Below are 14576 nucleotides of genomic sequence, written 5' to 3' on the forward strand. Positions count from 1 at the left end.
AACGGCCCCCGACGGAATCCGCCGGGGGCCGTTCGCAACGGGCTCGCGTGGCCTGGGCTGTGCTCGCGCGACGGAACGGCGGACACCTACGCGACCGTAACCTGAATTCGCTGGTCACAGATCCGCAGACCTCGTCCACGCTGCTGTTACCTGCTGGTAAGTTAACCGGCATGACAAACACCGACGTGCGGTTGTTCAACCCCGCCACCTATGACCCGCAGCAGTTCGACGCCGAGACGCGGCGCCTGTTGCGCGCCACGATCGAGTGGTTCGAGGGGCGGGGCAAGCAGCGTCTGCTCGCCGACGACGCGAACGCGGTGTGGACCGCGGACTTCCTCGACTTCGTGAAGAAGGAGAAGTTGTTCGCCACCTTCCTGACCCCGGCGGCGTACGCCGACGGCGACCCCGACCGCCGCTGGGACGCGGCGCGCAACGCCGCGCTGTCGGAGATCTTCGGCTTCTACGGCTTGGCGTACTGGTACGCCGAGCAGGTCACCATCCTCGGTCTGGGCCCGATCTGGCAGAGCGACAACGAGGCGGCCAAGAAGCGCGCGGCCGCCGACCTGGCCGCGGGCGAGGTGATGGCGTTCGGCCTGTCCGAGCAGACCCACGGCGCCGACATCTACAACACCGATCTGGTGCTCACCCCGACCGAGCCGGGCAGCGCGGACGCCGAAGCCGGAATCCTGTTCCGCGCCGACGGCGAGAAGTACTACATCGGCAACGGCAACGTGGCCAGCATGGTGTCGGTGTTCTCCCGTCGCGCCGACCTGGAAGGCGCCGACGCGTACGTCTGGTTCGCCGCCGACTCCCGGCACGAGAACTACCACCTGCTCGGCAATGTCGTGCACCAGCAGATGTACGTCAGCACCTTCCGGCTGGAGAACTACCCGGTGCGCGCCGAGGACATCCTGCACACCGGCCCCGAGGCGTTCTCCGCGGCGCTGAACACCGTGAACGTGGGCAAGTTCAACCTCTGCCACGGCGGTATCGGCATGGTCGAGCACTCCTTCTACGAGGCGATCACGCACGCGAACAACCGCGTCCTCTACGGCAACCCGGTCACCGAATTCCCGCACGTGCGCGCCAACTTCGTCGATGCCTACGCGCGCATCATCGCGATGAAGCTGTTCAGCGACCGCGCGATCGACTACTTCCGCAGCGCGAGCCTGGAGGATCGCAGGTACCTGCTGTTCAACCCGATGACGAAGTCCAAGGTGACCTCCGAGGGCGAGACCGTCATGACACTGCTGCTGGATGTGCTGGCCGCCAAGGGATTCGAGAAGAACACCTACTTCGCCGAGGTGCAGCGGCTGATCAGCACGCTGCCCAGGCTGGAGGGCACGGTGCACGTGAACGTGGGGCAGATCCTGAAGTTCATGCCCAACTATCTGTTCGACCCGCAGGACTACCCGGAGATCGGCACCCGCCAGGACCCGGCCGACGACGCGTTCTTCTGGCGCCAGGGCCCGGCGCGTGGCGCGGGCAAGGTGCGCTTCGCCGACTGGACGCCGATCTACGACAAGCACGCCGACATCCCCAACGTGAGCCGCTTCTACGAGCAGGCCCGAGCGCTGCGCACGCTGCTGACCACCGCGGCCCCGGACGCCGCGCAGCAGAAGGACCTGGACTTCATGCTGACCATCGGCCACCTGTTCTCCCTGGTGGTCTACGGCCAGCTGATCCTGGAGCAGGCCGCGATCACCGGCTTGGACCGCGACCTGATCGACCAGATCTTCGACTTCCAGATCCGCGACTTCAACACTCACGCCACCGCGCTGTACGGCAAGCCGTCGGCCACGCCGGAGCAGCAGGGCTGGGCCGCGTCCGCGCTGCGGCCGCCGGTCGCCGACCGCCCGCGTTTCGACCGGGTGTGGGCCGAGGTGGCGTCCTACGACGGCGCCTACGAGATGCGGCCGTAGCGGTCACATGTCGAGCGAACGACGGCCCGCGCTGTCCGCGGCCGCCGTTCGCGCCGTTTCTTGCGGCGCACAGGGTCGCGGGTAGCCGGGGTCAGGCCTTGCCGGGAAACGCGACCGTGGGCGGATTCGCGCCGAGGATCGACTGCCACGCGGCCAGCCGGACGGCGGCCTCGGTGAGCGCTTCCACGCCGGTGCGCCGGATGGCGATGGAATCGCCGCGCTCGACCACCGACCGCCAGGCGACGGCGGTGTCGGACTCGACCGTCACGGCCAGCCGGGCGGCGGAGATCGGATCGGTCACCGCGAACGGCGTCGTGTAGGCCGCGTCCGGCGGCGGCACCGTCCCGCCGCCCAGCGCGAGGACGTCCACGGTGGTGTCGCGGCGGGCGCGGTGCGCCGCGGTGTGCTCGGCGACCAGCCTGGTGCGCTCGGAGGAGGCGTAGGCCGCGATCACCCCGTAGGCGTACACCGCGCCGTATTCGGCGTTCAGCGCGTCGATGAGCGCTCGGCGCTCGGCTTCGGTCATGCCAGCAACACCCCTGTCTGCACCGCGCAGGCCGCGCTGATCGAAGCGAGCAGACCGGCCCGGTAGCCGGTCAGGGCGCGAGCGAGCTCGGCCGCCGATTTCTGGGACGCGGTGAGCTGCGTGCGCAGCGTCTCGACGCTCGGCGGAGTGGTGGGCGGCACGGCGCTGCCCGACGCCACGACCGACGGGCCGGACGCGCCCGCGCGGGTGCGGTGCGCCGGTGTGGTGCCGTCGGCGTAGACGCCGATGGCGCGGTCGATCTCGGTGCGCAAGGCGTCGGCGTGGGCGGTGCGCTCGGCCGCGATCGCCGCCAACGCGGCGTGCCGGTCGGGCGCGACGGCGATGGCCGCGCTCGCCGCCGCGGCGTCGGCGCGGGCCGCGACCTCCTGTGCGGCAAGCGGATCCGGCTCGTGGACCACGTCGTCACCGGTGCAGCCGGCCAAGGCGCCCAGGGCGAGCACCCCGGCCGTCCCCCCGCCCGCGAGTCGGAGCGCGCTGCGACGATCCAGGACGGTGTGGCGGGGCTCGTGCCGGTCGGAGGGCATGCCGGTAGTGCGCCCGGCACGCGGCGGGGCGGGAAGGCGGATGGGCACGGCACTATCGTGCCAGACTCGCGACGCTGTGCGGACCAGCGTCGGCCGTGGCGTGCGGACTCCTCGACCACTGGTCCTTTACACTCTCGTGGCGCGTTACGCTAGACCTTCGGTAGAGAATTTTCCCGCCGCGTCACAACTGAACCAGGAGCCGCCCATATGCCGATGCCGACCGAGGAAAGGGTGAGCCAGCTCGTAGCTGGTCTCGTCGAACGCCGAGGATTCGATCTGGAGGGCGTCGAGATCGCGACGGCGGGCAAGCACGTCGACGCGCAGGCTCGGGTGCAGGTGACCGTGGACCGCGACACCTCCGATCTGGACGCCCTGGCGAGTCTGAGCACGGAGCTGTCGGCGCTGCTCGACGACGCGGGGGAGTTCGGCGAGACGCCCTACCTGCTGGAGGTCACGACCCCTGGGATCGACCGCCCGTTGACCGCCGCCAGGCACTGGCGGCGGGCGCGCGGCCGGAAGGTGCGCGTGCGGCTGCGGGAAGGCGCGCAGCCACCGGAGGGGGTGGCGACCTTCGAGGCCAGGGTCGGCGCGCTCACCGGCGACGCGGTGGCGCTGGTGCTCGGCGGCAAACGCGACCCGCGCCTGGTGACGGTGCCGCTCGCCGACATCGCCACGGCCGTCGTCCAGGTCGAGTTCTCCCCGCCCGGCGCGCGCGAGCTGGAACTCGCGGGCGGAGTCGTCCCGGGGCGGCCCGCTCCGGGTGCGGAAGACGCGGTGGCGGTGGACGACGCCGCGAAGCTCCGAGGAACACCGAATGCATTGTCCGAATCCGTAACAGCGTCCGATTCGCCGACCGAAGGGATCGTGGAATGAACATCGAAATCGAAGCCCTGCGCGCGATCGTCGCCGACAAGGGGATCTCGATCGAGACCGTGATCTCCGCGATCGAGTCGGCGCTGCTCACCGCGTACCGCCACACCGAGGGGCACCAGCCCAACGCGCGCATCGACATCAACCAGCGGACCGGCGTGGTCAGGGTGATGGCGCGCGAGGTGGACGCCGACGGCAACGTGATCTCCGAATGGGACGACACCCCGGAGGGTTTCGGCCGGATCGCGGCGACCACCGCCAGACAGGTCGTGCTGCAGCGGCTGCGCGACGCGGAGAACGAGAAGTCCTTCGGCGAATTCTCCACCCACGAGGGCGACATCGTCGGCGGTGTGGTGCAGCGCGACGCGCGCGCCAACGCCCGCGGCACCGTCGTCGTGCGCATCGGCAGCGAGCTGCACGGCGCGGAGGGCTTGATCCCGCCCGCCGAGCAGGTGCCCGGCGAGACCTACGAGCACGGCGACCGGATCAAGTGCTACGTCGTCGGCGTCTCGCGTGGGCCGCGCGGGCCGCAGATCACGCTGTCGCGCACCCACCCGAACCTGGTACGGCGCCTGTTCGCACTCGAGGTGCCGGAGATCGCGGACGGTTCGGTGGAGATCGTCGCCGTGGCGCGCGAGGCGGGGCACCGCTCCAAGATCGCCGTGCGCACCACGGTGCCCGGCGTCAACGCCAAGGGCGCCTGTATCGGGCCCATGGGACAGCGCGTGCGCAACGTGATGAGCGAGCTGGCCGGCGAGAAGATCGACATCATCGACTACGCCGACGATCCGGCGACCTTCGTCGGTAATGCGCTGTCGCCGTCGAAAGTGGTTTCGGTCACCATCGTCGATCCGGACGCTCGGGCGGCCCGCGTCGTCGTCCCCGATTTCCAGCTTTCGCTGGCGATCGGCAAGGAAGGGCAGAACGCCCGCCTCGCCGCGCGGCTGACCGGGTGGCGCATCGATATCCGCAGCGACGCCGCCCCCGGTGACCTGGGCGGATCCGTGCGAACGGAGGCGCATCGGAGTTGACGGGAGTCCGCGGGCGCAGTGCTCGGGATGACAGGTTCGTAACTTCCGAAGGGGAGGGGTTCGGCGTTCGGCGCGTGGCAGCGGTAGAGTGGTCCAAGGTTCAGTCCGAGCCTTCGGTTCCACTGCGCGATCGCACCACCGAGCAGCACCCGGCGCCCCAGCGCCCCGCGGCTCCGGTGCGAACGTGTATCGGATGCCGGAAGCGCGAGCTGGCCGTCGATCTGTTGCGGATCGTGGCTCGGGACCGTGAGACCGGAGACGGCGCCCACGTCATCGAGATCGTTCCCGATCCGCGGCGCAGACTTCCCGGACGGGGTGCCTGGCTGCACCCCCTTTCGGCTTGTCTGCGCGCGGCAGAGCGGCGCCGAGCGATCGGCAGAGCACTACGAGTGTCCGGATATCTGGATATCTCAGCCCTGGAGCATTACCTCGAGAACAGGCACGAGCACTCATGAGCACACCGTGAAGTACCAACGATGAACGTCCATCGGAGATAACCCGAGGTCGTGCGGGCCGCCGTCCCCAGAACGGTGGGGCTGCTCGACCTCTCAGTGAGGAGAGCAGTGGCAGGCAAGGCCCGCGTGCACGAGTTGGCAAAAGAACTCGGTGTCACGAGCAAGGAACTACTCGCAACGCTCAAGGAGCAGGGCGAGTTCGTGAAGTCGGCGTCCTCGACGGTGGAAGCTCCCGTCGCGCGCAGGCTGCGTGAGTCGTTCGCGGCGAAATCCGCCCCGTCCAACGGCAACAAGCCGGGTGCACGCCCCGGACCGTCCGGCCGTCCGGCCCCCAAGCCAGCGGGCGCAGGCCCGCGTCCCGGTCCCCGTCCTCCGGCGCCCACTCCGGCGCCCACCGCGCAGGAGACCGCCGCTCCCGCCGCGCGCACCGGCGAATCGCCCGCCGTGAAGCCCGGCCCCGCCGCGCGTCCGGGACCGGCGCCCGCGCCCAAGCCCGCCGCAAGGGAAACGGTCACCCCGCAGGCCGCCGCGGCTTCCGGCGCGAGCGCGAGTTCCGCGCCCGCCCCGGCCGGTCCGCGTCCGACTCCTGGCGGTCCGCGTCCCGGACAGCAGCAGCGTCCCGGCGCCCCCGCCCCGGGCGGTCAGCGCCCGGGTGGCGCGGCGCCCGGCCCGCGTCCGGGGCCGAAGACCCCGCGCGTCGGTAACAACCCGTACTCGTCGGCTCCCGAGCGTCCCGCGCCGCGTCCGGCCCCCGGTCAGGGTGGTCCGCGTCCCGGTCCTTCGCAGGGTGGCCCGCGTCCCGGCCCGGCCCAGGGCGGCCCGCGTCCGGGTCCGTCGCAGGGTGGTCCGCGTCCCGGCCCGGCCCAGGGTGGCCCGCGTCCGACGCCGGGCCCCGGTGGGCCGCGTCCCGGCGGTCCGCGGCCGAGCCCCGGCTCGATGCCGCCTCGTCCCAATCCCGGCGCGATGCCGTCGCGTGCGGCGCGTCCCGGCGGCGCGGGCGGCCCCGGCGCGGGTCGTCCCGGTCGTCCCGGCGGCGCCGGTGCCGGTCGTCCCGGTGGCGGTGGCGGTGGCGGCTACCGCGGCGGTGGCGGCGGCGCTCCCGGAGCGGGCGCGGGTGCGCCCGGCGCCGGTGGTGCGGCCGGTGGCTTCCGCGGTCGTCCCGGTGGCGGCGGTGGCGGCGGCCGTCCGGGTGGTCCCGGTGGCCGCGGTGGTGCGGCCGGCGCGTTCGGCCGTCCCGGTGGCGCGCCACGGCGTGGCCGCAAGTCCAAGCGGCAGAAGCGGCAAGAGTACGACTCGATGCAGGCGCCCGCCGTCGGCGGCGTGCGGCTGCCGCGCGGCAACGGCGAGATCATCCGGCTCGCCCGCGGCGCGTCGCTGTCGGACTTCGCGGAGAAGATCGACGCGAACCCGGCCGCGCTGGTGCAGGCCCTGTTCAACCTCGGCGAGATGGTCACCGCGACCCAGTCGGTGAACGACGAGACCCTCGAGCTGCTCGGCAGCGAGATGAACTACGTCGTGCACGTGGTCAGCCCCGAGGACGAGGACCGCGAGCTGCTGGAGTCGTTCGACCTCACCTACGGCGAGGACGAAGGCGGCGAGGAAGACCTCGAACAGCGTCCGCCGGTGGTGACCGTCATGGGTCACGTCGACCACGGTAAGACCCGCTTGCTGGACACCATCCGCAAGGCGAACGTCCGCGAGGGCGAGGCGGGTGGCATCACCCAGCACATCGGCGCCTACCAGGTGCTCACCCACCTCGGCGACGAGGACCGGCTGATCACCTTCATCGACACCCCTGGTCACGAGGCGTTCACCGCCATGCGTGCCCGCGGTGCGAAGGCCACCGACATCGCGATCCTGGTGGTCGCCGCCGACGACGGCGTCATGCCGCAGACGGTGGAGGCGATCAACCACGCGCAGGCGGCCGACGTGCCGATCGTCGTGGCGGTCAACAAGATCGACAAGGAGGGCGCGAACCCGCAGAAGGTTCGTCAGCAGCTCACCGAGTACGGCTTGGTCGCCGAGGAATACGGCGGCGACACCATGTTCGTCGACATCTCCGCCAGGCAGAACATCAACATCGACGCGCTGCTCGAGGCGGTCCTGCTGACCGCGGACGCGGCGCTGGACCTGCGTGCCAACCCGGACATGGACGCGCAGGGCGTGGCCATCGAGGCGCACCTCGACCGCGGCCGCGGCCCGGTGGCGACCGTGCTCATCCAGCGCGGCACCCTGCGGGTCGGCGACTCGATCGTGGCGGGAGACGCCTACGGCCGGGTGCGCCGGATGGTGGACGAGCACGGCGAGGACGTCGAGGCGGCGTTGCCGTCGCGGCCGGTCCAGGTCATCGGCTTCACGTCGGTGCCGGGCGCCGGTGACAACCTGCTCGTGGTCGACGAAGACCGGATCGCGCGGCAGATCGCCGACCGGCGCAACGCGCGCAAGCGCAACGCGCTGGCCGCACGCAGCCGCAAGCGGATCAGCCTGGAAGATCTGGATGCCGCGCTGAAGGAGACCAGCGAGCTGAACCTGATCCTCAAGGGCGACAACTCCGGTACGGTCGAAGCCCTCGAAGAGGCGCTGCTCGGGATCCAGGTGGGCGACGAGGTGCGTCTGCGGGTGATCGACCGTGGCGTCGGTGGCGTCACCGAGACCAACGTCAACCTGGCGTCGGCCTCGAACGCGATCATCATCGGCTTCAACGTCCGCGCCGAGGGCAAGGCCACCGAGCTGGCCAACCGCGAGGGCGTCGACATCCGGTACTACTCGGTGATCTACCAGGCCATCGACGAGATCGAGAAGGCCCTCAAGGGCATGCTCAAGCCGATCTACGAAGAGGTCGAGCTGGGTCGCGCCGAGATCAGGGCGATCTTCCGTTCGTCGAAGGTCGGCAACATCGCCGGTTGCATGGTCACGTCGGGTTCGGTCAAGCGCAACGCCAAGGCGCGCCTGCTCCGGGACAACGTGGTGGTCGCCGAGACGATGACGATCTCGTCGCTGCGCCGGGAGAAGGACGACGTCACCGAGGTCCGCGAGGGCTTCGAGTGCGGTATGACGGTCACCTACTCCGACATCAAGGAAGGCGACATCATCGAGGCCTACGAGCTGCGCGAGAAGCCGCGCGACTGATAGACCGAGACGAGACCGGACGCCGCGCGATGAGCGCGGCGTCCGGCCGGTCTTCCTGAACTGGGGAGGGTAAGGGTGTACCTGGGTGCACTGGAGTTCGACCTGCTGCTGGGTGATGTGCATTCACTGAAACAGAAGCGCTCGGTGATCCGGCCGATTCTGGCCGAATTACAGCGTTTCGGTGTGAGTGCGGCCGAAGGCGGGGAACACGATCTATACCGTCGCTCGCTGCTGGGCGTGGCCATGGTCAGTGCGGGCATGGATCACCTGACCGAGGTGCTGGACAAATGTGAACGGCACGTCGCGGCCCGTCCGGAGTTACAGTTGCTGGCGGTGCGCCGCCGAATCTTCGGGCCCGAGGACTGACGCGGCGTAGCGACGGAGCTCGGGTGGCGGCACCGGGCCACGCGACGACCGCCACCGAACAGAGTTGATAGTGAGGAGGAAACGGCCATGGTGGACCAAGCCAGGGCACGCCGACTCGCCAAGCGGATCTCCTCGATCGTCGCGACCGCGATCGAATACGAGGTGAAGGACCCGCGGCTGCGTTTCGTGACCATCACCGACGCCAAGGTCACCGGCGATCTCAGGGAGGCGACGGTGTACTACACCGTGATGGGTGAAACCCTCGACGCCGAACCGGATTACGAAGGCGCGGCGGCCGGACTGGAGAAGGCCAAGGGTGTTCTGCGCTCGAAAGTGGGTGCGGGAACGGGGGTGAAGTTCACCCCCACGCTGGCATTCGTACTGGACACCGTGCCCGACGCGGCACGGCAGATGGAGGAACTGCTCGCCAGGGCGCGGGCCGCGGACGACGAGGTCGCCAAGGTGGCGGCCACCGCCAGGCACGCGGGCGACGCCGACCCCTACAAGGTCGAACGCGACGCCGACGAGTGACATGCGGTAGTCGATGACGACGATGCGGGAAACGGCCGGCTTGGACACGGCCGTGGCGGCGCTGGACGCCGCGCGCTCGGTGACCATCGTCTGCCATGTGCAGCCCGATGCGGACACCATAGGAAGTGGTCTGGCGCTGGCGTTGGTGCTGCATCGGCGCGGCGTCGCGGTGCAGGTGTCCTTCGCCGAGCCCGCGGAGCTGCCCATGTCGATGCGATCGTTGCCTGGCGTGCGGCACCTGGTGGCCCCGGCCGAGGTGCGCGCCGAGGTCGACCTGCTCATCGCGGTCGATTGCGGCAGTGCGGGGCGGCTGGGGGCGCTGGCCGATCGATTGCCCGGTGCCGCAACGACATTGGTGATCGATCACCATCGGTCGAACACGTGCTTCGGAGCGATCAATGTGGTCGATCCCGCCGCGGAGTCCACCACGAGCCTGATCGCCCGGTTGCTCGACGCGTGGGGTGTGCCGATCGATGCGGACGTGGCGCATTGCCTGTACGCCGGTCTGGTCACCGACACGGGTTCGTTCCGGTGGGTGCGGCCGGGCACGCACGAACTGGCGGAGCGGCTGCTTGCCACCGGCATCGATGGTGCGCACATCGCCCGCACGTTGATGGACACGCACCCGTTCGGATGGCTGCCCATGCTCTCCCGCGTGCTCGGGACGGCGCAGCTCGTCCCGGAGGCGCGCGGCGGCGTGGGGTTGGTGTACGCGTTCGTGCGGCGCGACGACATCGATGACGTGCGATCGGAGGAAATCGAGAGCGTCATCGATATCGTGCGCACGACCGCCGAAGCCGGAATCGCCGCGGTGTTCAAGCAATCGCGTGTGGTGCCGGATCGGTGGACGGTGTCGCTGCGCTCGCGCGACAGCGGAGCCTCCGCGGGTGACGGGGTGGACGTCGCCGAGGTCGCCACATCACTGGGCGGCGGCGGGCACCGCTTCGCCGCCGGCTACACCGCGCACGGCGCGCCCGAGGACTTGATCGGCGCGCTGCTGACCGCGCTCGGATAACCGTATGTCTCGACCTGGCGCATCCGTGTTCGTCGGTGAGCCGTGTCGAGGTCGGAACGACGGTGGTCTCGGAAGGAGCGACGTGCGGGGAAGGTGTTCGTGAGCGCGCAGAGTCCCGGCGACGCGGATATCGGCGACCCGGCCCTGCCAGCGAGCGAACCGGCGCCCGTCGACCGGGCTGCCGCTGCCGGTCCCGGGCGCATTCTCGGCCTCGCGTTGCCCACCCTCGGCGTGCTGGTCGCCGAACCGATCTACCTGTTGTTCGATCTGGCCGTGGTCGGCAGGCTCGGCGCGCTCGCGCTGGCCGGTCTCGCCGTCGGCGGGTTGATCCTGGCGCAGACCAGTTCGCAGCTGACCTTCCTGTCCTACGGCACCACCGCGCGCTCGGCGCGTCGCCACGGCGCGGGCGACCACCGCGGAGCCGTCGCCGAGGGCGTACAGGCGACGTGGATCGCGGTGGCCGTCGGCCTCGCGATCCTGCTGCTGGTCCAAGCGTTCGCCGTGCCGGTGACCAGCGCCATCGCCGGCGGCGGGGACATCGCTCAGCAGGCGCTGGACTGGGTGCGGATCGCGCTGTTCGGCGTGCCGCTGATCCTGATCTCCATGGCGGGCAACGGGTGGCTGCGCGGCGTTCAGGAGACGCGCAGGCCGCTGGTCTACGTCGTCGCCGGACTCGCCGCGTCGGCGATCCTCTGCCCGGTGCTGGTGCACGGAGTGCTGGGCGCACCGCATCTCGGCCTGCCCGGCTCCGCCGTGGCGAACGTGGCGGGTCAGATCGTCACCGCGGTCCTGTTCCTGCGCGCGCTGCTGCGCGAGGGCGTTTCCCTCGCCCCGCACTGGTCGGTGATGCGCGCGCAGCTCGTACTCGGGCGCGACCTGATCGTCCGCAGCTTCGCCTTCCAGGCCTGCTTCGTCTCGGCGGCGGCGGTCGCCGCGCGTTTCGGCGCCGCGTCGGTAGCGGCCCACCAGTTGGTGCTGCAACTGTGGAACTTCCTGGCGCTCGCGCTGGACGCGCTGGCCATCGCCGCGCAGACGCTCACCGGTGCGGCGCTCGGCGCGGGCGATGCCACCGGCGCCCGCGCCATCGCCCGGCGCGTCACCCGCTGGTCGGAGATCTTCAGCCTCGGGCTGGCCGCCTGCTTCGCGGCGGGGGCGGTGGCGATGCCCGCGCTGTTCACCGACGATCCGGACGTGCTCGAGCGCGCGCATGTGGTGTGGTGGTTCTTCGTCGCGCTCATCCCCGTGGCCGGCATCGTGTTCGCGCTCGACGGCGTGCTGCTCGGGGCGGGCGACGCGGCGTATCTGCGCACCACCACGCTCGGTGCGGCGCTGCTCGGTTTCCTGCCCGCCATCTGGCTGTCGCTGATCTTCGACTGGGGCGTCGCCGGAATCTGGTCCGGCCTCGCCGCGTTCATGCTGTTGCGGCTGGTCGCCGTCGCGGGCCGGGCGCTGTCGGGCCGGTGGGCCCTGGTCGGCGCCGAGTTGCCGAGGTGACCGACACCCGGCTCGGCCGGTGCGTGCGAATCCGAATCGATGTGCCAAGGTAGGTGTGGTGATACCCAAGTTGATGGCGGTGAGCGACATTCATGTCGGGCACCAGGGGAATCGGCCGGTCGTCGAGCAGATCAAGGCGGACTCGCCGGAGGACTGGCTCATCGTGGCCGGCGACGTGGGGGAGAAGACCGAGGACATCCGCTGGGCGCTGCAACTGCTGCGCGGCCGGTTCGCCAAGGTGATCTGGGTGCCGGGCAATCACGAGCTGTGGACGACGGCGAAGGACCCGGTGCAGATGGTCGGCGCGGCGCGCTACGACTACCTGGTGTCGATGTGCCGCGACCTGGACGTGCTGACGCCGGAGGACCCCTTTCCGGTGTGGCAGGGCGCGGGCGCCGAGGAGCACGGCGGAGCGGTCACGCTGGTGCCGATGTTCCTGCTGTACGACTACTCGTTCCTGCCGGAGGGAGCCACCACCAAGGCGGAGGGCCTGGCGATCGCCCGCGAGCGCAACGTGGTGGCCACCGACGAATTCCTGCTCTCGCCGGATCCGTACCTGACCAGGGACGCCTGGTGTCACGCCAGGGTGCAGGCGACCAAGCGCAAGCTCGACGCGCTCGCTCCCGGCACACCGGTCGTCCTGATCAACCACTTCCCGCTGGTGCGGCAGCCGACCGACGTGCTGTTCTACCCGGAGTTCGCGCTGTGGTGCGGCACCGAGCTGACCGCGGACTGGCACACCCGCTACAACGTGGTCTGTTCGGTCTACGGTCACCTGCACATCCCGCGGACCTCGCACTACGACGGCGTCCGGTTCGAGGAGGTGTCGCTGGGCTACCCGCGCGAATGGCAGCGCCGCGGCCTGCCCGAGCGATTGCTGCGCCAGATCCTGCCCGCCCCGGAGTACCCGCCGGGCACGCTGAACAAGTGGGGCGGGCATTTCCAGGTGACCCCCGAGATGGAGGCCGCAGCCGCGGAGATGCGCAGCAAGGCGCAGCAGCGGCGCGGGCTGGCGTAGTCCGGGGGCACATGGCGCTGCGATCCGATCCCGCGCGGCTCGACTACGCTCGTCGGTGATGATCGAGAACATTCTGCCCGCGGGTGTGGCCTCGGCCGAGTTGCTGGCGTACCCGGAGGATCTGCGACCGCATCCGGCGGAGGAGCATCTCATCGCCAAGTCGGTGGAGAAGCGGCGCCGTGATTTCATCGGCGCGCGGCATTGCGCCCGGCTGGCGCTCACGCAGCTCGGCGAACAGCCGGTCGCGATCGGCAAGGGCGAACGCGGCGCTCCGGTGTGGCCGCGCGGAATCGTCGGCAGCCTGACCCACTGCGACGGCTATCAGGCCGCCGCGCTCGGCCACAAGCTGAGGTTCCGTTCCATCGGCATCGACGCCGAGCCGCACGCCACGCTGCCCGACGGCGTACTGGACTCGGTCAGCCTGCCGCCGGAGCGGGATTGGCTGAAGACCACCGATTCCGGACTGCACCTGGACCGGCTGCTGTTCTGCGCCAAAGAGGCCACCTACAAGGCGTGGTTCCCGCTGACGCTGCGCTGGCTCGGCTTCGAGGACGCGCACATCACCTTCGACATCGAGGACAGCTCCGCCGATTCCGGGCGCGGCAGCTTCCACACCGAACTGCTGGTGCCGGGGCAGACCACCGACGGCGGCACGCCGCTGCTGTCGTTCGACGGCCGTTGGCTGATCACCGACGGGTACATCCTGACCGCGATCGCGCACGTCTGATGGACGGACTCGGCGGGCTGCTCGTCATCGACAAGGCCGGTGGCTGGACCAGCCACGACGTCGTCGCGAAATGCCGCAAACTGCTGCGCACCAAGAAGATCGGTCACGCGGGCACGCTCGACCCGATGGCGACCGGCGTGCTCGTGCTCGGCGTGGAGCGCGCGACCAAACTCCTCGGCCTGCTCACCCTGACCACCAAGGCGTACACCGCGACCATCCGGCTCGGGCAGGCGACCAACACCGACGACGCCGAGGGCGAAGTGCTGGCCACGACTCCGGCCGGCCACCTCGCCGACGACGAGATCGCCGCGCGCACAACGGAACTGACCGGCGACATCGAGCAGGTGCCCGCCACGGTGAGCGCGATCAAGGTCGACGGCGAACGCGCCTATGCCCGCCACCGTGCCGGCAAGGACGTGCAGCTGGCCGCCCGCCCGGTCACGGTGTCGCGCTTCGACGTGCTCGCCCGGCGCGACGTCGGCGATTTCGTCGACCTGGAGGTGGTGGTCGAGTGCTCCTCGGGCACCTACGTGCGGGCGCTCGCCCGTGACCTCGGCGCCGCGCTCGGCGTCGGCGGCCACCTGACCGCGTTGCGCCGCACGAGAGTCGGCCCCTTCACGCTCGAGCGCGCCCGTACCCTGGACGACTTGGCCGCCGCCGCCGAGTCCGGCACGCCGCAGCTGAGCCTCGATATCGACGCCGCGGTGCGAACGGCGTTCCCGCGCCGCGACATCGATGCGAAGCAGGCCGACGACCTGCGCAACGGACGTTGGCTCGCCCCGGCCGGAATCCCCGGCGTCTACGCCGCCATCGATCCGGAAGAACGCGCTATCGCCCTGCTGCGTGAGTCGGGCAATCGCGCGTCCTCGGTGATGGTCGTCCGCCCTGCCAATCTCTGATCCAGCGGGCGATAATGGCGGACCACCTTGCGCCGAGGAGTGAATGCC

General features: G+C 70.5%; 14 protein-coding genes. 12 read left to right on the top strand and 2 right to left on the bottom strand.

Annotation, left to right across the window (positions count from 1 at the left end; all coding sequences use genetic code 11):
• The first annotated feature begins 170 nt into the window (after window positions 1-170).
• The gene (locus tag U3653_RS12760) at window positions 171-1922 is read left to right on the top strand and encodes an acyl-CoA dehydrogenase family protein (protein ID WP_195078787.1); all 1752 of its coding nucleotides are present in this window, start codon (window positions 171-173) and stop codon (window positions 1920-1922) included.
• A 91-nt stretch (window positions 1923-2013) separates the two neighbouring features.
• On the opposite strand, the gene U3653_RS12765 is transcribed toward U3653_RS12760, so the two are convergent.
• Window positions 2014-2448, bottom strand: coding sequence for a ferritin-like domain-containing protein (locus tag U3653_RS12765; protein ID WP_195078788.1), 435 nt, complete (start codon window positions 2446-2448; stop codon window positions 2014-2016).
• Window positions 2445-3041, bottom strand: a complete 597-nt coding sequence (locus tag U3653_RS12770; RefSeq protein ID WP_323124227.1) for a hypothetical protein — start codon at window positions 3039-3041, stop codon at window positions 2445-2447. Before U3653_RS12770 ends, U3653_RS12765 begins: the two co-directional genes overlap by 4 nt.
• A 159-nt stretch (window positions 3042-3200) precedes the next feature.
• Between U3653_RS12770 and rimP the strand changes: the two genes are divergently transcribed.
• The 11 genes from rimP to truB all read left to right on the top strand — a co-directional run bounded on the left by rimP (window position 3201) and on the right by truB (window position 14528).
• A complete protein-coding gene (gene rimP / locus U3653_RS12775; protein WP_195078789.1) occupies window positions 3201-3866 on the top strand; it encodes a ribosome maturation factor RimP in 666 nt (221 codons plus the stop codon).
• Window positions 3863-4894 (top strand): transcription termination factor NusA, encoded by a 1032-nt coding sequence (nusA, locus tag U3653_RS12780; protein ID WP_067808621.1) that lies wholly within the window; start codon window positions 3863-3865, stop codon window positions 4892-4894. The genes rimP and nusA overlap by 4 nt, the downstream gene beginning before the upstream one ends.
• A gap of 122 nt (window positions 4895-5016) precedes the next feature.
• Window positions 5017-5349: a YlxR family protein gene (locus tag U3653_RS12785; RefSeq protein WP_323124236.1), complete on the top strand. Its 333-nt coding sequence runs from the start codon at window positions 5017-5019 to the stop codon at window positions 5347-5349.
• A gap of 108 nt (window positions 5350-5457) precedes the next feature.
• The gene (infB, locus tag U3653_RS12790) at window positions 5458-8478 is read left to right on the top strand and encodes a translation initiation factor IF-2 (RefSeq protein ID WP_195078790.1); all 3021 of its coding nucleotides are present in this window, start codon (window positions 5458-5460) and stop codon (window positions 8476-8478) included.
• A gap of 75 nt (window positions 8479-8553) precedes the next feature.
• Window positions 8554-8844 carry a DUF503 domain-containing protein gene (locus U3653_RS12795; protein ID WP_067810001.1) on the top strand — a complete coding sequence of 97 codons (291 nt, stop codon included), beginning with the start codon at window positions 8554-8556 and terminating at the stop codon, window positions 8842-8844.
• An 87-nt stretch (window positions 8845-8931) separates the two neighbouring features.
• The gene (gene rbfA, locus U3653_RS12800) at window positions 8932-9375 is read left to right on the top strand and encodes a 30S ribosome-binding factor RbfA (RefSeq protein WP_195078791.1); all 444 of its coding nucleotides are present in this window, start codon (window positions 8932-8934) and stop codon (window positions 9373-9375) included.
• A gap of 13 nt (window positions 9376-9388) precedes the next feature.
• Complete coding sequence (locus U3653_RS12805) at window positions 9389-10390, top strand: DHH family phosphoesterase (RefSeq protein WP_195078792.1); 1002 nt, start codon at window positions 9389-9391, stop codon at window positions 10388-10390.
• A gap of 144 nt (window positions 10391-10534) precedes the next feature.
• Window positions 10535-11884 carry an MATE family efflux transporter gene (locus U3653_RS12810; RefSeq protein WP_397069165.1) on the top strand — a complete coding sequence of 450 codons (1350 nt, stop codon included), beginning with the start codon at window positions 10535-10537 and terminating at the stop codon, window positions 11882-11884.
• Window positions 11885-11942: 58 nt separating this feature from the next.
• Complete coding sequence (locus U3653_RS12815; RefSeq protein ID WP_195078793.1) at window positions 11943-12902, top strand: metallophosphoesterase family protein; 960 nt, start codon at window positions 11943-11945, stop codon at window positions 12900-12902.
• Between the two features lie 58 nt (window positions 12903-12960).
• Window positions 12961-13629 carry a 4'-phosphopantetheinyl transferase Npt gene (gene npt, locus U3653_RS12820; protein ID WP_195078794.1) on the top strand — a complete coding sequence of 223 codons (669 nt, stop codon included), beginning with the start codon at window positions 12961-12963 and terminating at the stop codon, window positions 13627-13629.
• A complete protein-coding gene (truB, locus tag U3653_RS12825) occupies window positions 13629-14528 on the top strand; it encodes a tRNA pseudouridine(55) synthase TruB (RefSeq protein WP_195078795.1) in 900 nt (299 codons plus the stop codon). The genes npt and truB overlap by 1 nt, the downstream gene beginning before the upstream one ends.
• The last annotated feature ends 48 nt before the right edge of the window (window positions 14529-14576 follow it).

The sequence above is a fragment of the Nocardia implantans genome, from assembly GCF_035544775.1.
GTDB lineage: Bacteria > Actinomycetota > Actinomycetes > Mycobacteriales > Mycobacteriaceae > Nocardia > Nocardia implantans.

Excerpts from the sequence above, each read along its gene's own strand:
- U3653_RS12760 (WP_195078787.1), top strand. The coding sequence starts at position 171 with ATGACAAACACCGACGTGCGGTTGTTCAACCCCGCCACCTATGACCCG.
- U3653_RS12765 (WP_195078788.1), bottom strand. The coding sequence starts at position 2,448 with ATGACCGAAGCCGAGCGCCGAGCGCTCATCGACGCGCTGAACGCCGAA.
- rimP (WP_195078789.1), top strand. The coding sequence starts at position 3,201 with ATGCCGATGCCGACCGAGGAAAGGGTGAGCCAGCTCGTAGCTGGTCTC.
- nusA (WP_067808621.1), top strand. The coding sequence starts at position 3,863 with ATGAACATCGAAATCGAAGCCCTGCGCGCGATCGTCGCCGACAAGGGG.
- rbfA (WP_195078791.1), top strand. The coding sequence starts at position 8,932 with ATGGTGGACCAAGCCAGGGCACGCCGACTCGCCAAGCGGATCTCCTCG.
- U3653_RS12805 (WP_195078792.1), top strand. The coding sequence starts at position 9,389 with ATGACGACGATGCGGGAAACGGCCGGCTTGGACACGGCCGTGGCGGCG.
- npt (WP_195078794.1), top strand. The coding sequence starts at position 12,961 with ATGATCGAGAACATTCTGCCCGCGGGTGTGGCCTCGGCCGAGTTGCTG.
- truB (WP_195078795.1), top strand. The coding sequence starts at position 13,629 with ATGGACGGACTCGGCGGGCTGCTCGTCATCGACAAGGCCGGTGGCTGG.